The organism is Paenibacillus germinis (assembly GCF_013141785.1).
GTDB lineage: Bacteria > Bacillota > Bacilli > Paenibacillales > NBRC-103111 > Paenibacillus_E > Paenibacillus_E phytorum.
This window is the reverse complement of sequence record NZ_WHOC01000076.1, coordinates 58,655-78,816: the sequence shown is the minus strand read 5'-3', so window position 1 is coordinate 78,816 and position 20,162 is coordinate 58,655. Positions and strand designations below refer to the sequence as shown.

Sequence of the window (20,162 nt, the reverse complement as noted above, 5' to 3'; positions counted from 1 at the left end):
TCAGCTGGCGGACAGCTAAAGAGTGATAAGGCTGTGGGCGCTGAAGCTAATGCCGCTAGCTTTGATGACATTTTCGTCAACGAGGATGTTTTCATACGAGGTGTACGATGAAAATCGAGCAGCTGCGCAAAGCGCTGCGTTTGTATTTGGTCATGGGCAGCCCGAACTGTGGCGGGGCTGACCCATATGCAGTGCTGGAGGCCGCGATTGCCGGCGGCATTACGATGTTTCAGTTCCGCGAGAAGGGCGCCGGAGCCCTGCAGGGGGCGGCGAAGTTCGAGCTGGGCGCGCGGCTGCGCCGCTTGTGCGCGCAGCACGCGATCCCCTTCATCGTCAACGATGATGAAGGGCTCGCTCTAGAGCTTGAGGCCGATGGTATTCACATCGGCCAAGAAGACGCTTCAGCCGCCGCTGTGCGGCAGCGGCTGAAGAACATGATCGTAGGCGTCTCGGCCCACGATCTTGGCGAAGCCCAGTCGGCGCTCGCCGAAGGCGCCGACTATCTTGGCGTAGGCCCCCAATACGCCACGCGCACCAAGCTGGATGCGCGTGAGGTCCAGGGGCCTGCCGTCATCCAGCGGATTCGCGCAGGCGGCATCCGGCTGCCGCTCGTTGGCATCGGAGGCATCGATGCCACGAACGCATGCCACGTCATCCGCGCAGGGGCGGATGGCGTAGCCGTAGTCAGCGCGATTGCAAGCGCGCACTCACCACGTGAAGCAGCAGCTGAGCTGCTTAGAAACATCAAATAGAGGAGGAATTCGTATGACAACGACTAATAGTAGTTCTGTGAAAGACGTCCAAATTTCAACATTTCCAGGAAGTAAAAAGGTGTATGTACAAGGCTCAAGACCCGATATTCAAGTGCCAATGAGGGAAATTTCTTTGGGAACCTCCACGAATATACAAGGAGAGGAAGTAGCTAATGAGCCTGTGCAGGTTTATGACACAAGTGGTGTTTATACCGATACAGAACTGAAAACGGATATCCGTCAGGGTCTTCCCGCTAATCGCTTATCATGGATCGAAGAACGTGGTGACGTTGAATCTTACGTTGGACGTGAAGTGAAGCCAGAAGATAATGGGCTTGCATCTCCTGATGCAAGAGGTGCCGCTGAAATATTCCCTGGCTTACACCGCAGGCCGCTCCGAGCTAAAAAAGGCTGCAACGTGACACAGATGCATTATGCACGCCAAGGCATCGTGACACCGGAAATGGAGTACATTGCGATTCGAGAGAATCTCGATGCTGAATTCGTTCGTAAAGAGGTCGCTATAGGTCGTGCCATCATTCCTTCCAATATTAATCATCCCGAAAGCGAGCCGATGATCATCGGACGCAACTTCCTTGTGAAAATTAATGCCAATATTGGAAATTCCGCCGTCGCTTCTTCCATTGAAGAAGAAGTAGAAAAAATGACGTGGGCTACCCGGTGGGGCGCCGACACGATTATGGATTTATCGACAGGGAAAAACATACATACAACACGCGAATGGATCATTCGTAACTCCCCGGTTCCTGTTGGAACAGTGCCGCTGTATCAAGCACTCGAAAAAGTGAACGGCAAAGCAGAGGACCTCACTTGGGAAGTGTACCGTGATACGCTGATTGAGCAAGCAGAACAGGGCGTTAGCTACTTCACTATCCATGCAGGCGTACTGCTGCGTTACATCCCTATGACAGCTCAGCGCGTAACTGGTATCGTCTCCCGCGGTGGATCCATCATGGCTGCATGGTGCCTAGCTCATCACCAAGAGAACTTTCTCTATACGCATTTCGAAGATATTTGCGAAATAATGAAAGCTTACGACGTCGCCTTCTCGCTTGGTGATGGACTCCGCCCTGGATCGATCGCGGATGCGAACGATGAAGCCCAATTCGCCGAATTGGAAACACTAGGTGAGCTGACGCAAATCGCTTGGAAGCACGACGTCCAAGTGATGGTCGAAGGACCAGGCCACGTGCCGATGCACCTGGTCAAAGAAAATATGGACCGTCAGCTGGAAGTTTGCCAAGAAGCGCCATTCTACACGCTTGGACCGCTGACGACCGACATTGCGCCAGGCTACGACCATATCACCTCGGCCATTGGGGCAGCGATGATCGGCTGGTTCGGCACCGCGATGCTTTGCTATGTGACGCCGAAGGAGCATCTCGGCCTTCCGAATAAGGAAGACGTACGCGTTGGGGTTATCACGTACAAGATCGCTGCGCACGCCGCCGATCTGGCTAAGGGCCATCCGGGAGCGCAAATCCGCGACAACGCGCTGTCGAAGGCGCGCTTCGAATTCCGCTGGCGCGATCAGTTCAATCTCTCGCTCGATCCGGAACGCGCCATCGAGTACCACGACGAGACGCTGCCGGCCGAAGGCGCGAAGACAGCGCACTTCTGCTCCATGTGTGGACCGAAGTTTTGCAGCATGCGCATTACGCAGGATATAAGGCAGTACGCACACGCACAAGGGCTTGATGAAGAGTCCGCGCGGAACAGTGGCATGGAAGAGAAGTCCAAAGAATTCCGTGAAGCAGGAAGTCAAATATATCAATAAAATAGAGGGACGTTTCCACCATTAATGGGTGACAGAAACGTCCCTTTTTGCTACCATAGAGAAAAGCTTAACTTCGTTAATTCGTTAAAGCGTTGAAATGGTCAGAAAAGAGGACATTCATGCTTGCTGAGACTGCAATTGACATGAAATCCTTTTCGCATTATGATACGGTTAAAAAGATTTGACCGTCGTTTAATTAATCTCATTAAGAGATTAAGAGTTGACCATGAGCGCATGTTTAAGGGCTAGATTGGTACAATAGAGGGAGGTCGAGTCCAGATGAAGCTGCAACCAGTTTATATTATTGAAGAACTTGAGCAATTAAAAACGATAAGCGATCCACTACGCGCTAAGGTGTTACTTTATTTAATAGAGAAAGCTTACACCGGTCAGCAAATAGCTAAAACGCTGGGAATGGCACGTGCAAAAGTGCATTATCATTTGAATGAACTTGAGAAGCATGGTTTAATTTCGGTCGTTCGTACGGAACTTAAGAATGGTATTTTGCAAAAGTTTTATCGTGCAATTGCCCGCGGCTTCGTTCCTAGTGAAAAACTGCTGCCTTACGTTTCAGAGGTAGAGAATTACTATCGCGAGAGGACGCTTAGCGTACTTGGGCGTGCTAGACGCAGAGCGATCAATGCCCCTGAAGAGGCGTTTCAAATTCCTTCTTCTGATCGTACCCAATGGCCGATTATCATGACCCAGGTCGAAGTCAAAATGAGCAAAGAGAAATATGCAGAATGGCTGAGAAAGTTTCGTGCTCTTATCTTTGAGCTCGATGCGTCACAGGAAGAAAATGGGGAGTGGTTTTATTTGACTACGGTCGGCTTTCAAACGAATGAGCCGTCTTTTGACCCTGTTGTAGAAGAAGAGGAGAGATAAAGTATGCTAGATCCAAGACTAACGAAGCTCGCAGATGTGCTTGTGAATTATTCGGTGAAAGCGCAGCCGGGCGAAAATATTTTGATAGAAGCGTATGGCATTGATTCAGCTCTTGTGAAAGAGATCGTGAAAAAGGTTCACGCAGCTGGTGCGCATCCTTTCGTCAATGTAAGAGATCATGTGATTATGCGTCAGCTCATCATGAACGGTACGGAAGCTCAAATGCAAACATGGGCAGATGCCGATGCTTTCCAAATGAAACAAATGCAAGGCTATATAGGTGTACGCGGCGGAGCCAATATTTATGAACTGTCGGATATTCCGGCAGATCGGATGAAGCTGTACAATTCGATTTATTATCAACAAGTTCATTTCGATGTCCGCATTAAAGATACGAGATGGGTCGTTCTGCGTTACCCTACGTCTTCCATGGCGCAGCTTGCCAGCATGAGTACGGATGAGTTCGAGGAGTTCTACTTCAACGTATGTACGATGGATTATGGCAAAATGTCCAAAGCAATGGATGCTTTGAAAGACCTAATGGATCGCACAGATAAAGTGCGCCTCGTTGGTCCAGGCACGGATTTGACGTTCTCGATTAAAGGAATCGGCGGCGTTAAATGCGATGGGGAGCTCAACATCCCGGATGGCGAGGTTTACTCCGCTCCGGTTCGTGAGTCAGTGAATGGTATCATTTCCTACAATACACCAACGCCTCATGATGGTTTCATTTTCGAGAATATCGTACTTGAATTCGAAAATGGTAAAATCATAAAAGCGACAGCTAACGATACAGATCGAATAAATGAAATTTTCGATATGGATGAAGGTGCGCGTTATATAGGGGAATTCGCGATTGGTGTGAATCCTTATATTAAAGAGCCGATGAAAGATACGCTTTTCGATGAGAAAATTGACGGCAGCTTCCACTTCACACCTGGAAATTGCTACGATGATGCTTATAACGGCAACAAATCCTCCTTGCACTGGGATATCGTGAATATCCAACGTCCAGAATACGGCGGCGGCGAAATTTGGTTTGACGATGTGCTGATCCGTAAGGACGGTATTTTCGTACTGCCTGAGCTTTTACAGCTGAATCCGGAAAACTTGAAGTAGAGCCGACGAGGTGTTCGGTTATCAGGTAGCTGGCTTGCGAGGTTTTGAGCTAGTGTGGTGATGGTTAGTTGGTTTCGAGGGTTCTGTGACTGCTTGGTAATGGGTAGCTGGTTTTCAAGTGTTAAGATGCCCCGCACAATGGCTGCTAATTTACGAGGTATCTCCTCGAGTCAGTTAGATGTATTATGTGCAGCAAATTTTGCTCTAAAGCCTTTGTAAGCATGTTTTACTGCAAAAAGTGCAGCAAAATTCGGCGTTTAGGCTGTCATTTGCTCGAAATCGGGAAAATAGATGCACTTTCTGCAGCAAGTCAACACGAATAGAGTGATTCCTCAAGAAATTGATGCACTTTATGCAGTTACTTAGCTTTAGTGCTCTCCTAATACCGAATTCCCTCCTGTTCTGATTACCCCTCCATAGTGCCAACAAAAAAAAGGTTGTCCAAAGTCAAAAAGACTTGGGCGACCTTTTTCTGCTTGGTGACCAATCAAACCCGCCGCTGCTGGGCCTGATACTGCCGAGGTGGAAGGCCGACTGCCTTCTTAAACGTTCGGATAAAGTTGGAGTAGTCGTTGAAGCCTGCTAGCTGGCACGTATCTGTGACTGTAGAGCCCTCGCGCAGCAGCTGTTTCGCTTTGGCGATGCGCTTGAACAAAATATGCTCATGGATGGTGCTGCCAGTGTGTTTTTTGAACAGTCTGCATAGGTAGGAACGATTCATGAACACGACGTGTTCCAGTACCTCGAGCGACAGATCTTGATCTAAATTTTCGTCAATGTAGGTGAATAGAGAGGAGAGCTTGTCGGGAATCATGATCTGTTCCTCTTGTTTGCCTTGATTTTGAAAAATTCGATTGATAAACACGAGCAGCTCGATAAAGGCTGAAACAAACAGGATTTCCGATCCTGGGAGCGCTTGAGGCCTTTTATGCGTTTCCATACGCTCATAGAGCTTCATGATGTCATCAATCTGCTGAGGAGTCAGCCGCATCCGGTTTTGCTCACCAAATATACGGTTATTGAAGCAGTCGAGCAAGTTAAACTGTGGAGAACTAAACTTCTCCACCAGCGTAGGATTGAAATGGATCACGACGTTCTCATATCGCTGTTTTTTGGATTGGAAATTAGGTCGATGCAATTCATTACTGTGCATGATCAGCAGATCCCCATACTGCAGGGGGTAAACCTGTTTTTCGATGAAGTAATGAACGTCTCCAGTAAGGAAAAAATAAATTTCATATTTGTCCTGATGCTGGTGGAAATCCAATGGAATCGGATCATGGGTCACGGCATGTCTAAAATCGATCATGCGATGTAGATTCTGGTAAAGTTCCTGCATGTGAGGCTCTCCTCTATTAAGCTGGAGTCAATATTAGCAAACTTTTGCCCAATTAATGCAATGAATACGTTTTTATTATACTGCAAAATAAAGAATAGTTAAACAATCAACCTGCTCTTGTTAAAATATAAGGAGGCTCGTATATGAAATTATCCGTGTTTACTGTAGCAACACCTGACCTGACTCCAGAAGAACTAGCAAAGGCGGCTATTGCTGCCGGGATTGAAGGCATTGAATGGCGTTTTAAAGATGTTCCTGCAGACGCGGTAAATGAGAAGCCATCTTTCTGGCGAAATAATCTTTGTTCCATTGATCCGAATGGTTCGGATGAAGAATTGGAACGCTTCCGGCTTGCTGCTGTTAACAATAACTTGGTGAACTTGAGTGTTACCCCTTACTTAAACGCTTGCAATGTTGCAGAGACCGAGCATGTTTTCAAAGCTGCTCAGAAAATTGGAGCTTCCTTCATTCGTGTTGGTGTTCCTGGCTATGACAGAAGCAAAAATTATAATGACTTGTATGCAACGGCTGTGGACTATTTGCAGCATGTGCAGGAATTTGCTCAGCAGTATGGCATTAAAGCATTAGCTGAAATCCACCATAATACGATCACACCAAGTGCTGGATTGGCACATCGACTGGTTTCCAACTTCAATCCGGATTACATTGGGGTTCTGCATGATGCAGGCAACATGGTGCATGAAGGATATGAGAATTTCCGCATGGGTCTTGAGCTGCTCGGACCTTATCTAGCGCATGTTCATGTTAAAAATGCAAGATGGTTGCCAACCGGCGAAGAGCAAGATGGCATCAAACTCTGGAAAAGCGAGTGGTCACCACTGAGCGAAGGAGTCGTCAATTGGAAGCAATTGCTGAACGACCTAAAAGCAGTCGGCTACGATGGTTACCTCGGCATTGAAGATTTCAGCGGTCAATATGGCTCGCAGGAGATGCTGAACAATTTTGCTTCGAAAGTGAAGCAATGGCTGGCATAAATTTGTATGGTCTTAGGAGTCTCACTCGTCTTCAGCGGGTGGGGCTTTTTTCAGTTCGTTTATCCTTGCTTGCATGCACATGGTTGATAAGTAGCCCTCGCTTTGTGTAAGATGGAACTCAAGAATACTGGGGCATTGCATAAAGGAGGGGAGCCATGGCGCGCTCGAAATCGCTCTGGTTACTATTGTTATGGTTTATAATCGCTGTCGCTGGTCTGCTCGTCTTGAAATGGACCGGTGTATGGGAGCGTTTGGATATGGATTGGATGACCGAATGGCTGCGTGACTTAGGTCCACTTGGTGGGCTGCTATATATTATTGTTTACACGCTTCGTCCATTAGTCTTATTTCCTGCGACACCGTTGACCCTATATGGGGGCTATGTGTTTGGCGCTTTCTGGGGGACTATCTATGATATTATTGGGGCTGGCGCCGGGGCGATGCTCTCTTTCTATATTACGCGCAAATGGGGCCGCAACAGCTTTCAGCGGATTTTGCGAAATAAGAAGCTTCAATCGTTCGATCAAAAGGCCGAAGAAAAAGGCTTTATGGTCGTCCTGTATATGCGGCTAATGCCTTTCTTTCCTTTCGATGGCGTGAGTTATGGGGCAGGACTGTCCAAAATTCGCTTCTGGGACTATACGTGGGGAACGCTGATTGGTATAATTCCGGGTGCCGTTGTTTATAACGTTTTTGGCGCATCACTGCAAGACATTGGATCGGGTAAGTTTTATGCCGCAGTGGGAATGTACATCGTTTTTGCGTTAATACCGCTGCTCCTGAAAAAGACACAAGCATTAAGGACTCGTGATCGGGAAAATCGTACATAGAAGTTTAGTAGGGGGAGAACTTAAGTTATGCAGGGGAAATCGTTGTACAAAGATTTATTCTGGGGATTTGGGGCAGCGTGCGTATTGTTAATCGGGTTCGTTCTATTGTCTCAAAGCTTGTCATCCAGCTGGTTAAAGGAATTTGACGAGGTTATTGGAACTGCCGTACGTTCACTTAGGAGTGATGATGTAACGCCGGTTGCTTTATTTTTTACGATAATGGGAAAAGCGATAACAGAATTCATTGTATTCGTTGTTGTAGCCCTGATCCTACTGATCAAATTTAAGCACAAATGGGAGACGTTTGTTCTGCTTGTTGGTGTATTGACAGCATGGGGATTGAATCAACTGCTTAAAGCTCTATTTCAGCGTGAGCGCCCTGTTGGAATGTGGTTAATAGAAGAAAATGGCTTCAGCTTTCCTAGTGGACATGCGATGGTGTCTAGCTTATTCTATGGACTGATCGGCTACTTATTGTGGGTCAATGTGCGTAGAATTTGGAAAGCAGCCTGGCTAATTCCGGTTGTTACTATCGTTGTGGTTGTATGTATCGGGTTAAGCCGCATTTATCTTGGTGTTCATTATCCAAGTGATGTACTGGCAGGGTTTGCCGCTGGCGGCGCTGGACTCATTGGATGTATTATGGCGATTCATCGTATAAGGACGAGAAAGATACGAAGCATACATAGAACGGAACAGCTGCGGGGCTGAGTTTATTACATTAGTATTAAGTCTAGTTAGGTAAAATAGGAAGGGCCGTCAGGATATCCTGACGGCTTTTTTGGACTAGCGGGTAAGGCGATAACCTAGGAAAGTTAGCTAGATGGAGAATTAGAAGGGCAAGTTGTTGTACAGCGTACAACAATTTTCTTGATTTCTTCTCGGAATGCTAAGTATGTTGTATGTGGTACAACAATTTAGCCTTTTTGGAGGCAATAGAGCTACTTTTGGCTGAAATTGTTGTATTTTTTGCAACATTCGCTTGGAAAACGCGGATTAGCTTGCATAAATTTGTACAAAATACAACTTTCCACGGAAAGCAAGGAAATGTTTAGGTTTCAAAAAGAACCATTTGGTGACCTGTAAGACTGACAGAAACCGAAGTATAACCTTCTTCGTCCGTCCTATGAGGAATCATCGTCATCTCAGGCAGCAGCATGACTTGTTTAACCGTCTCATCCAATTTGATCTGTACGGAGATATCCTTTAAAGTCAGCACATCTTCGATGACTTGGGTATCTCCGCGCAAGATAGGGACGGCATAGAGCAAATGCAGCACGTAATCAGTCCCATTGGATTGACGGGTCAAGTTTACTTTCCCTGCAGAAGGCAGATCGGTTTTCACCGTTGGAGCTGAGATAAACTGTTTGACACACGCAAGGAATAAGTCCCTATACAACTGCACGCCGTGCTTCCGATACAACCTAAATAGGGGTTGAGCGATGTAGATGATATTGCCGTGTTTAACAACAGCCGGATAATCTGCTTCTTCTTTGGCCGGAGCATGAAGATGCGAACAGAAATGCCCATGCCTCCGGTTGAAATAAGGCCTGTAGGTTTGGGCCAACACTTCAGCTCTATTCACCTGAACTTGATAACCCGATTCATAATTGAGAAAAGGGGATCTCACAAGCGAACCGGTTAGTTGATCAGTGACTAGGGTATAATCCACATCCCACTCGGATTTCCCATTGAACTCTACGCCTAGATCCAGGGCGAATTCTGGGCGGTCAACCCTAAGTCCGCTTTCAGCGCTCATGATCACATTTCCGCCGCTAGCTATATAATCTTCAAGTTTGCGCTGTAAGGCATCAGATACTCGAATACAATCGGGCAGAACGATAATTCGATAGGCAGAGAAGTCCATCGAGTCATCGATGATATCGAACAAATAGTGGCCCTCTTCAAGCATCATATAAGCACCCATATCGCTTGTTCGGCTATCATCGGCATCCATTAGTGCATTGGCTGAAAGGATGGCAATTTCGGCTACGCTGGTCGTATCCTTACACCATGGTTCTTTGGCAGCAATCCCATCGAAAGCTTCCCCAATAATCCGATAGGTTTCTTCGTCCATTTGTCCATCTGGGTGAAGCTGATCCCCAATACAAATTCTCGCTCCGAAGGCTAACATTTGCTGGCATTCGTACTTCAATGCGGTCGGATTCTTGAATCCGCCGAATTCTCCCCATGATTTGTGGAATTTTCCTGTCATTCCTAGATACTGAAAGTCTTGTTTGCGAATGTACCGAACCATGCTGGTGAAGTAATCATAACCCCAACCGCCTGTCGGCAGCGACTCGATGTCGTAATGCGAATAGTAAGGGTAGTATTGTTTTTCACCCATTTTTTCCGTGCAGCAGTTATGATACAGTCTGGTTTCCGGGTTAAGGGACCAGATCAATTCGGATGTTTGCTGCAAGTAATTCAAGTACACTTTTTTGGCTAATTGCTTGCGATGATCCGGGTTGTTTTCATCAAGACCCATTTCTTTCAGACTATCGCGGCAGTAAGAACATACGCAAGGATATTCTCCGACGATATCGTAAAAGATTCCAACTGGCTGGAATCTCTCCATGACTTCCTTCGTATAGTCCAGAAGATACTGTAGATACGGTGTATTCAGACACAGCATATGCCAACCGTCAAATCCAGTCGACCGGGGGTCCTCTGGATCAGATTTCGGTGGACCGTAGGGGTCATCACCTTCGGGGGCGATCGCCACCCAATCAGGGTGCTCGCGGGCAGAGAGCTCGTTAAATCCGACCGTAATATAAATCGGAGCTTCGATGTCATTTTTGCTGCAAGCATCTAACATACGTGGCAACAAATTCGTTTCCAAATGAGGATGAGGCTTACCGACTTTCGTGTCAAAATAACTCCAACCATGATGGCACATGGCGAAGACGTTGATGGTATCTACTTGAGCACTTTGTAAACAAGAGATGAATTGTTCTTCATCGAAATTTCTACCAACGCCGGTAATGTGCTCGGACGTATGAAAGTCCAGATGGACTTGGCGGTAACGAATAGATTTAAATGATTTCATAGATTCACATTCTTTCTAAGTGTATTGTTATTCCGTGTGAACCATCAATTTGGATGGAAACCCAAATTTAGAATAACAAAAGCGTTATAAGCTGTCTTTGAAGGAATGTATTAAATTTGTACAAAACTATCCTATTCTTTTAATATCCCTCCCTTAGACGTTTGCGATAAGCTGAGGGTGACTCGCCGAAATTTTGCGTAAATAATCTTGAGAAGTAATGTATGGAACCGAAACCAAGGTCTTCCGTGATATCAGTGATAGACAGATTGGTCTCTCGTAGAATCTTCTTGGCTCTCTCCAGCTTGCATTTAATCGCATAAGAATGAGGGCTCATGCCTATTTCCTGGATAAATAACTTATGCAAGTATGAAGTGCTAATCCCTAGTTGCGATGCCCATTTTTCTATAGAAATATTATGTTGAGGAAATTCCTTCATTTGCTTCATAATCGCTTGCATTCTTCTGTCACTTTTAAGGGTAGGGTTTCGCCATAGGTTCGCCAATTCTGAAGCAAATTGCTCAAAGGCAGCCCTTCTGAAAAGTTTAGCATCTTCCTGTGTCTGCTCGATATTTTCGATTACGTGAAGGTACAATTCCATCCATCTCATCTGCTTGGGGGCGTGCACTTTGGTAGGAATCGTAGGCATATCCTGAAATACGACGTTAGGTGAGCACTCGGAAGGCTCATAGATCTGATCTCCGAAATGAAATAAAGACATATCTCCTACTCGAGGTATCGTGTTGATCCAATCAAAGTAAATCGAAGCATGGACCATCGGATGCTGGTGATCCGCATGAAAAGAGTGAGGCAGGCCTGGCGGAATGTAAAATAACTCTTCTCTGGTACAGGAATAAACGGTTGTTCCAATAGTTATTAAACCCTTGCCTTCATAGATGTATACAAAGGAATGTACGAACGATTTACGCGGACCAATTCGCTCATTTGGACGAAACGGAAAATAATCAGCTCGATATATTTGCGGAACAATGTCGGAAAGTTGTATCGTTTTCACTTCTAGCTTCATATATTTCGTGTCACCTCGATCACCTTAATATTTGTATAATACAATACTTTATGAATGAGATGCGTAGGTTGAAAATTTTAAACCCTTGTAAATTTATGCCATTGTCAAAAGAAGATAATCGATTTATACTATGAACCAGAAGCACAGTAAACCTTCTGGTATCGATACCAGAAAACGCATTATTTATTCAGCAACAAATGATTTGGATATTTAGCGCTGATTCTGGTATCGATACCAGATTGTTGTAATCTTACACAGGAAGGTGGTTAGCCCCTGCGAACGTTTTGCCTACCATTTCTGGTATCGATACCAGAAATAATTCTTACACGAAATGTTTATGCTAATGAATGCATATATGGTGGTGCAAGCGCCATGAATAACGTGAAATCAAGTGGGCGTCGTATGCGGTTGGGGAAAGCTGAAATGAGCCTTGGAATTACAAATGTCTGATATTATTATCAAATTTCGCTTAAATCGGAGGAACAAGACTATGAAATTTAAAGCATTGTACAGTGTGCCACTAGCTCTTAGTTTGATTCTTGTCGTTTCTGCTTGTGGTGACCAGACTAATACGAGTACTTCGACGCAAAAACCAACTACGACCAGCCCTAATCAAAATGAAAGCGCTTCTAATCAAAAGGTTTCGTTAACGATGTGGTATTGGAACGGTGCGATATCCGATTCAACCATTGAAGCAGCTAAGAAAAAATTCCCGAATATTGATTTGCAAGCACAGAAACTTCCGTCAGGAAGTGATTACGCTACCAAATTAAAAACAACAATTTCAGGCGGAGGAAGCGGGCCGGACATCGTAGCGATGGATAGCTGGATTTCTTCCATGCTCCCTTACAAAGAAAAATTTGTGAATTTATACGATCAAGGCGCTAAGGACATTCAACCCCAATATTTGGATTGGAAATGGAAAATGGCCGCGTCAGCAGACAATAAATATTTGATCGGTTTGCCGATCGACGTCGCTCCTGTTGTTATGTACTACCGCAAAGATTTGTTTGAGAAAGCGGGAGTGCCGAGCACGCCGGAAGCCATTAAGAGCCAAGTGAAGACTTGGGGGGATTATTTCAATCTTCAGCAGAAAGTGAAAGACGCAACAGGATCGCAATTATTATCCATTGTGGATGTTTTCAGAAACATCATAGGCCAGAATAGCCAAGGTTATTTTACGGAAGATGGGAAATATATTGGTGATCAGGCGCATATCAAAGGTGCTTGGGATATGGCTGTTAAAGCCTACCAATCAGGCTTAACGTACCCAAATGTTAGTGATGCTGAGAAAAATGCGGCAACGAATAACAGCAAAGTATCTTCTTTCATCGGGGCTTCTTGGGCTGTTGGTGATTTGATTGGCGCAGCTCCTGACACGAAAGGGAAATGGCAAATTGCCTACCCGCCTGGTGGTGTGGGTAATCAGGGAGGATCCTTCTTCGGATTGTTGAAATCGACGAAAAATCCGAAAGAAGCTTATGAAGTTATTAAATTCCTAACTAGCCCCGACAATCTGGTTGCTGGATATAAGGAATTCGGTAACTATCCGTCTACACCGGAAGTTTACACGAAACCCGAAATGGTAAATAAAAATGAGTTCTTCGGAAACCAAGATCTGAGTCCGATATTCGCTGACGCGGCAAAAGATGTAAAAATCGCACTTGTTGATTCAAGAGATGATATGGTCGGTACTTCTTTGACCGATGAAATTGGTTTAATTGATACGCAGAAGAAAGACCCAGAAAAGGCTTGGAAAGATGCGCAGGAAAAAATTAAAAGGCAGCTTTCACGCTAAGTCGGATCTGGCAAGTAAATGAATGAAATAATGGATGTAGGTGAGGAAGGAGGCTTCCTCGCCTCGTCCAATTAGCGGAGGAATAGCATGGGAGGTCTTTTTAAAGAAATTTATAAGAGCAGAACACTGTATCTATTTATTTCTCCATTTTATATTTTGTTCCTGATCTTTTCTGTATTTCCCATTTTGTTCTCGATGTACTTAGCCGTACATAAATGGGATGGAATTGGAGAAATGAAATATGTTGGATTCAAGAATTTTGATTATATGCTCCATGATCCGACTTTTTGGAAGGTGTTAGTCAACAACATCGCACTTTGGATATTAGGGAACGCCCCGCAGCTTCTGTGTGCATTGGTTGTCGCCTATATCATTAATTTATCCATTGTAAGATTCAAGGGTTTTTACAGAATTGCCTATTTTCTACCGAATGTAACAGCTATGGTGGCTGTCGTCATTATCTTTCAGTCCTTGTTCGGCAACGAGTACGGGCTAATTAACTATTTGATGGAAAAAATCGGCCTTCATAAGATAGCATGGTTAAATTCTGAATTTGGAGCAAGAGTTGTTATTGCAGCCATGATTTCTTGGAGATATATGGGGTATAACGCCGTCATCTATTTATCGGGCTTGCAAAGGATTCCAAAAGATCTATATGAAGCAGCTGAGTTGGACGGCGCTACATTATTTCAAACTTTCACTAAAATTACGATACCAATGCTCAGACCTATCATCTTGTTCTCTGTGATGATGTCGACAATCGGCGGGTTTCAAATTTTCACGGAACCTCAAGTATTAGCTGGAAATCAACCGCCATACCCGGGCACCGATACGATCGTTCTCTATATGTTCCGGGAAGGTTTTAATTATCAGAATTATGGTTATGCAGCTGCGGTATCATGGGTGTTATTCATCATCATCGGCTTATTATCCGTCCTCAATTGGAAATTTTTCAACAGATCGGATGATTGATAAAAAGGAGAATACAAGATGACTGTTGAAGTGTTGACCAAAAAGATAATCGTAAATACTTTATTGATGATCGGAGTCGCGATCTCCATATTCCCGTTTTACTGGCTTATCGTCATGTCCACGAATGAGACAAGCGCGATGTTTGCTTTTCCTCCGAAGTTAACGTTCGGAACTAATTTTATGAATAACTTTCATCATGTATTGGAGAAAAGCAATTTTATTCGTTCATTCTTCAACACGGTTTTCATTGCATTGATTAGCTGCGCGCTTCAGTTGTTTTTCAATTCATTGACTGGATTTGCATTTGCCAAGTTTAAGTTTCCAGGTTCTAAATTTCTCTTTTTTGCTATGATGGCTACGATGATGATCCCTGCGCAAATGCTGCTCGTTCCGCAATTCATCATTATTAAGGAGTTCGGTTGGCTGGGAAGTTATAAGGCCTTGATTATCCCGGGCATGGCAAGTGCATTCGGAATTTTTTGGATCAGGCAATATGCGCTAGCGATTCATGATGATTTGCTCGAGGCTGCGAGAATCGATGGCTGTAATAAATTTGGACTTTATTGGCATGTTGCTTTACCGATTTTAAGACCTGCGCTTGCCTTTCTCGCTATCACGACGTTTATGGGCGTATGGGAAGATTATTTGTGGCCTTTGATCGTATTGACAGACACATCCAAATTCACATTAATGTTGGCTTTACAGCAATTAAAATCGGCTCATACAGCAGACTATTCCATGGTCATGACTGGAGCACTTATGGCTACCCTTCCATTGATTGTCTTCTTCCTCATTGTGAGCAGACAATTCATAGCTGGGATCACAGAGGGTGCAGTTAAAAGCTAAGATAGAAGTTGAAGAGAACTAGTTTTCAGAAGGTAGGGTGACAAGGTTGGCTCCGAAGATTAAGGATGTCGCCAAACAAGCGGGCGTTTCCGTGACTACGGTTTCGCGGGTGCTTAATGGAGAGAAGTATGTAAAGGACGATCTAAAAGCTAGGGTGAAAAGAGCTATTGACGAGCTCGGCTACGCGCCTAGTCATATCGCAAGGAGTCTGGTGCGGAAAAAGACGAACCTTATCGGTGTCATTGTCCCAGACCTTACGTCAAGCTTTTACTCCACCATTCTAAGCAGTATTGAAGAAACAGCGAGTCTTAATGATTACAATCTTCTGGTGTGTAACATCATTGAGGATACCGATAAAGAGTTCAAATATTTAAATGTATTTAATGAAATGCGTGTAGACGGCATTATCATTATGCATGAAAAACTGAATGATGAAATCCGGGCATTTTTGAATAAGCTGGATATCCCGATTATTTTCTCAAGTGTAAGACCATCGGATCAAACGTTCCTTTCTGTGATCATTGATGATTACGCGGCAGCCTTCGATGCAACCCATTATTTGATAGAGCTTGGACATCAACGAATTGGGTTTATTGGCGGAGATATGAGGGATGTGACCTCCGGCCAAAATCGCTACATAGGTTACCGCGGTGCTCTATCCGAGCGCAACATCCCAATCGTAGATGAATACATTCGGTTCGGCGATTATAAAATACAAAGCGGATACAATCTCATGAAAGAGATTCTGGCTTGCGGTACCCATCCAACTGCTATATTTGCAGTGAGTGACGATATGGCTGTAGGGGCAATGAATTGCGTTCATGACCATCAGTTGAAAGTACCGGACGACATTTCGATCATTGGATTCGATGGAAGCCAGTTGACGGAGTTGGTTCGTCCACAGTTATCCTCGATGGAGCAGCCTATTCAGGATATGGGGAAAGTTACGGTGGAAACACTGCTTGATTTGATTTCAGGGGATGCGGAAACGCCGAAGGAAGATATCATTTTGAAACACAAGCTTGTTGTCCGTAACAGCTGTGGGCCTTATCGCGAAGACAAATAAGCATAGAAAAACATAGATATAGAGAAGCGTAAAAGCATAGATTATTTATCTGGATTGAGAGAGGGAGAGTATATTGAAAAAATTTGATGCGGTGGTCATCGGTGACGCCAATATAGATCTCGTTGTGGCAGGACTTAATCAAATTCCACAGCCAGGGCAGGAGATTTTCGTTAATAATATGACGATGCATGTTGGCGGGGGAGCGGCTTTGTTCGCGATTTCACTCGCTAAGCTCGGGCTTCATGTGGCTTTTAACGGTGTTCTGGGAGATGATGGCTATGGCCATTATGTTCGAGAGGAGTTTGCCCAATATGGAATCGATACCAGCTTGATTAAGACGAGTAAAACAAGTAACACCGGTATCACGATCGCGATTAATCCCGAAACGGATCGCTCTTTTATCACTTATGGGGGATCCAATATGGAGCTTCAAATAAAGGATTTGGACTTGTTACAAATCGCTCAAGGGAAACATGTCCACGTGACCGGATATAGAGGAAGGCGCAACCACGAAGAATTCATAGCGATGGCCAAACTACTTAAGGAGATGGGGCTAACCCTTTCTTGCGATGTAGGCTGGGATGATTCCGGTGAGTGGTTTAAAGGTGTTTTCGATTTAATGGCTTATTTTGATGTGTTTCTAATGAACGAAACGGAAGCTTTTCATTACACAGGCTTCGATCATATAGAAGAAAGCTTACGTTTTATGGCGAGCTATTCCAATCATATTGTGGTTAAACTCGGTCCAAAAGGGGCCGTTGCCATGAAGGATGGCCGAATAACGTACCACTCGGCATTTCCAGCCGAGACTGTAGATACAACTGGCGCAGGGGATTCCTTTAACGCTGGTTATATCTATGGACATTTGACGGGTCAAAATGTGGAAACATGCTTGCAGTACGGAAATGTTTGCGGAGCACTATCTGTCGGAGCTCATGGCGGCAGCACGGGTACACCGGACAAGGATGGGCTTGAGGCCTTTATCCTTCAATTCGGAGATCACATCAAAGAACGTATGGAGGCGTAATTATGAAATTGACCTTAATCGGAGGCGGCGGGGTTCGCGCCGTTTTATTTACAAAAAGCTTAACGTTAAAAGCAGAAGATGCCGGGATTACTAAGCTTGTTCTTCATGATACGGATGAGGAGCAGCTAGCGATTATTTCGAAATTATGCCAGATCGTAATCGATCGCAGCGGAATCAACCTTCAGTTGGAGACGACAACAGATAGCCGCGAAGCGATTAAGGGTGCGGACTACATTGTAACTACGGTACGTGTAGGTAAGGAATGGTCACGGTATGTAGATGAGCAGATCGCTCTAAAGCATGGCGTGATCGGTCAAGAAACAACTGGACCAGCCGGTTTCTCGATGGCGATTCGTACGATTCCAGTTCTCATGGAATATTGCGAGATTGCTAAGGAGCTTGCACCCCAGGCCTGGATATTTAACTTCTCGAACCCATCTGGACTCGTTACGCAAGCATTGCGAAATGCGGGTTACGATCGGGTGATCGGGATCTGTGATTCGCCAAGCCATACGAAGCTGCGAATGGCGGAAGCGTTAGAGATCGATCCGAAGGAGCTTGAAGTTGAGTTTTTCGGACTTAATCATTTGTCATGGATGACCAAAGTGATTTACCAAGGCAAAGACATCATGTCAGAGCTTAAGAATGATCCTGATTTTACAAGTCGAGTGGATGAATTCAAAATGTTCGACACCGATTTGCTGAAATCACTTCCTTTTCTGCCAAATGAATATTTGTACTATTATTACCACCGCGAAAAGGCCTTCGCCAATATTGTCAAATCAGGAATGACGCGCGGTCAGATGATCGCTGAGAATAATAAGGAAATGTTGGATATCTTACGTAAGATGGATATTGAAAGCAATCCGGATGAAGCTATTCAAACCTATTTATACTATACGCAAAAAAGGGAAGCTTCTTACATGGCGATTGAAACCAACTCGGAGTCGAAGCCAGTTCTTCCTACAGATAAGCTGGAACTGCCTAACTCACTTGGCTATGCGGGTGTCATGCTGGATTTCGTGGAGTCGCTGCAAACGGGTGAGACTAACAACATCGTTCTGTCTGTACCGAATGAAGGCAGTATCGAAGGGTTCGCGGATAATGACGTCGTTGAAATTTCTTGCATAATCACGAAAGACGGGGCAAAGCCGGTTCAGATCGGTTCCGTGCCGGAGGAAATGAGTTTGCTAATGAAAAATGTGAAGCTGTTTGAGCGTCTGACCGTTGAGGCTGTCAAACATAAATCACGTGATCTAGCCATCCAGGCACTCACCGTTCATCCGCTTGTTAATTCCTATTCCATTGCTAAGCTGCTTGTCGATGATTATTTGGAAGCCTATAAGGATATTCTGGGGGATTGGAAATAATGACCTTGCCGAATTCTGTCACATCCTTGCTTGAAAAAGCGGAGATTAAGCTTGCTGGGCATCCGAAGCTGCTCGCCATGTTCAAGAACTGCTATCCGAATACACTTGAAACGACGACCAAACTAATGAACGACAATACCGCATTTGTATTCACCGGGGATATCCCGGCGATGTGGTTAAGGGATTCCAGTGCGCAGGTGAGGCATTATCTACCGCTTACGGCCGGAGACAAAGAACTGCAGGAAATAGTAGCGGGCTTGATTCGCAGGCAAATCGCTTATATTCATATCGATCCTTATGCGAATGCGTTTAATGAGGAAGCGAACGATAATAGGTACGATCAGGATCTGACCGAGCTGAATCCGTGGATTTGGGAACGCAAATACGAAATTGATTCGCTCTGTTACCCGATCCAACTGTCTTACTTGTTTTGGAAGGCGACCGGACGGACGGATATGTTCGATGATTCCTTCCGGTCAGCGGTCCACACCATTATGTCGCTATGGAAAACAGAACAAAGACATGCCGAAGAATCTCCTTATAGGTTCGCCCGTTTAGATTGTCCGCCAAGTGATACACTGCGTAATAAACGGATGGGAATGCCCGTAAATTATACAGGGATGACTTGGTCCGGATTTCGGCCAAGCGACGATGCCTGTACGTTCGGCTATTTAATTCCCGCCAATATGTTTGCGGTAGTGGTGCTCCGATACATCGAGGAAATTGCCAAGATCGTATGGGACGATCAGGAGTGCGTACAGCTTGCAGCGGAGCTTCGAGAAGAGATAGACTTTGGCATTCAAAACTACGGGACTTATCTTCATCCTAAGTACGGAAAGATCTATGCGTATGAAACAGACGGATTCGGCAATTACAACCTGATGGATGACGCCAATGTTCCCAGTTTGCTGTCGATTCCTTATTTGGGTTACACGACCTCTGACGATCCAGTCTATCAGAATACGCGTAGATTTGTGCTAAGCAGTGACAATCCATACTACTTTGATGGGAAATATGCGAAGGGAATCGGAAGCCCACATACGCCGGCGGGCTACATTTGGCCGATCAGTCTGGCGATGCAGGCCCTTACCTCGGAGGATGAAAGCGAAGTAAGAGAGCTTCTGGAGATGCTGCTGCGCACCGATGCGGATACGGGCTACATGCATGAAGGGTTTGATCCGAATTCCCCGTCCGATTATACGCGTCCATGGTTTGCTTGGGCAAACAGCTTATTCGGCGAGTTGATCCACCGTTTGATGGTAAAGGGTTACTTTAATTCATAGATGTCTTGA

17 protein-coding genes are annotated in these 20,162 nt (G+C 45.1%); 14 read left to right on the top strand and 3 right to left on the bottom strand.

Features of this window, described 5'->3' with window-relative positions:
* Positions 1–107 precede the first annotated feature (107 nt).
* The 4 genes from thiE to GC102_RS15450 all read left to right on the top strand — a co-directional run bounded on the left by thiE (position 108) and on the right by GC102_RS15450 (position 4,554).
* A complete protein-coding gene (gene thiE / locus GC102_RS15465) occupies positions 108–752 on the top strand; it encodes a thiamine phosphate synthase (protein WP_171690346.1) in 645 nt (214 codons plus the stop codon).
* 13 nt (positions 753–765) lie between these two features.
* A complete protein-coding gene (thiC, locus tag GC102_RS15460) occupies positions 766–2,550 on the top strand; it encodes a phosphomethylpyrimidine synthase ThiC (protein WP_171690345.1) in 1,785 nt (594 codons plus the stop codon).
* A gap of 279 nt (positions 2,551–2,829) precedes the next feature.
* Positions 2,830–3,435 carry an ArsR/SmtB family transcription factor gene (locus tag GC102_RS15455; RefSeq protein WP_171690344.1) on the top strand — a complete coding sequence of 202 codons (606 nt, stop codon included), beginning with the start codon at positions 2,830–2,832 and terminating at the stop codon, positions 3,433–3,435.
* 3 nt (positions 3,436–3,438) lie between these two features.
* Positions 3,439–4,554 carry an aminopeptidase gene (locus tag GC102_RS15450; RefSeq protein ID WP_171690343.1) on the top strand — a complete coding sequence of 372 codons (1,116 nt, stop codon included), beginning with the start codon at positions 3,439–3,441 and terminating at the stop codon, positions 4,552–4,554.
* A gap of 487 nt (positions 4,555–5,041) precedes the next feature.
* Here the strand turns inward: GC102_RS15450 and GC102_RS15445 are convergent, their stop codons facing one another.
* On the bottom strand, positions 5,042–5,893 hold the full coding sequence (locus GC102_RS15445; protein ID WP_171690342.1) for an AraC family transcriptional regulator: 852 nt from the start codon (positions 5,891–5,893) through the stop codon (positions 5,042–5,044).
* 143 nt (positions 5,894–6,036) lie between these two features.
* On the opposite strand from GC102_RS15445, the gene GC102_RS15440 reads away from it, so the two are divergent.
* From GC102_RS15440 to GC102_RS15430, 3 genes are all read left to right on the top strand, one after another.
* A complete protein-coding gene (locus GC102_RS15440) occupies positions 6,037–6,888 on the top strand; it encodes a sugar phosphate isomerase/epimerase family protein (RefSeq protein ID WP_171690341.1) in 852 nt (283 codons plus the stop codon).
* 155 nt (positions 6,889–7,043) lie between these two features.
* Positions 7,044–7,718, top strand: coding sequence for a TVP38/TMEM64 family protein (locus tag GC102_RS15435; RefSeq protein WP_171690340.1), 675 nt, complete (start codon positions 7,044–7,046; stop codon positions 7,716–7,718).
* Positions 7,719–7,745: 27 nt separating this feature from the next.
* Positions 7,746–8,429 carry a phosphatase PAP2 family protein gene (locus GC102_RS15430; protein WP_171690339.1) on the top strand — a complete coding sequence of 228 codons (684 nt, stop codon included), beginning with the start codon at positions 7,746–7,748 and terminating at the stop codon, positions 8,427–8,429.
* A 340-nt stretch (positions 8,430–8,769) separates the two neighbouring features.
* On the opposite strand, the gene GC102_RS15425 is transcribed toward GC102_RS15430, so the two are convergent.
* Complete coding sequence (locus tag GC102_RS15425; RefSeq protein WP_171690338.1) at positions 8,770–10,767, bottom strand: beta-galactosidase trimerization domain-containing protein; 1,998 nt, start codon at positions 10,765–10,767, stop codon at positions 8,770–8,772.
* 139 nt (positions 10,768–10,906) lie between these two features.
* Entirely contained in the window at positions 10,907–11,791 is an 885-nt protein-coding gene (locus tag GC102_RS15420; protein ID WP_171690337.1) for an AraC family transcriptional regulator, read from the bottom strand.
* Positions 11,792–12,281: 490 nt separating this feature from the next.
* Between GC102_RS15420 and GC102_RS15415 the strand changes: the two genes are divergently transcribed.
* The 7 genes from GC102_RS15415 to GC102_RS15385 all read left to right on the top strand — a co-directional run bounded on the left by GC102_RS15415 (position 12,282) and on the right by GC102_RS15385 (position 20,153).
* Entirely contained in the window at positions 12,282–13,589 is a 1,308-nt protein-coding gene (locus tag GC102_RS15415) for an ABC transporter substrate-binding protein (RefSeq protein WP_171690336.1), read from the top strand.
* An 87-nt stretch (positions 13,590–13,676) separates the two neighbouring features.
* A complete protein-coding gene (locus GC102_RS15410) occupies positions 13,677–14,561 on the top strand; it encodes a carbohydrate ABC transporter permease (protein ID WP_051253895.1) in 885 nt (294 codons plus the stop codon).
* An 18-nt stretch (positions 14,562–14,579) separates the two neighbouring features.
* Positions 14,580–15,407, top strand: a complete 828-nt coding sequence (locus GC102_RS15405) for a carbohydrate ABC transporter permease (RefSeq protein WP_171690335.1) — start codon at positions 14,580–14,582, stop codon at positions 15,405–15,407.
* Between the two features lie 46 nt (positions 15,408–15,453).
* Positions 15,454–16,473: a LacI family DNA-binding transcriptional regulator gene (locus tag GC102_RS15400; RefSeq protein WP_171690334.1), complete on the top strand. Its 1,020-nt coding sequence runs from the start codon at positions 15,454–15,456 to the stop codon at positions 16,471–16,473.
* Between the two features lie 73 nt (positions 16,474–16,546).
* Positions 16,547–17,500 carry a carbohydrate kinase family protein gene (locus GC102_RS15395; RefSeq protein WP_171690333.1) on the top strand — a complete coding sequence of 318 codons (954 nt, stop codon included), beginning with the start codon at positions 16,547–16,549 and terminating at the stop codon, positions 17,498–17,500.
* Positions 17,501–17,502: 2 nt separating this feature from the next.
* Positions 17,503–18,870, top strand: a complete 1,368-nt coding sequence (locus GC102_RS15390; protein WP_171690332.1) for a family 4 glycosyl hydrolase — start codon at positions 17,503–17,505, stop codon at positions 18,868–18,870.
* A complete protein-coding gene (locus GC102_RS15385; protein ID WP_171690331.1) occupies positions 18,870–20,153 on the top strand; it encodes a glycoside hydrolase family 125 protein in 1,284 nt (427 codons plus the stop codon). Before GC102_RS15390 ends, GC102_RS15385 begins: the two co-directional genes overlap by 1 nt.
* The last annotated feature ends 9 nt before the right edge of the window (positions 20,154–20,162 follow it).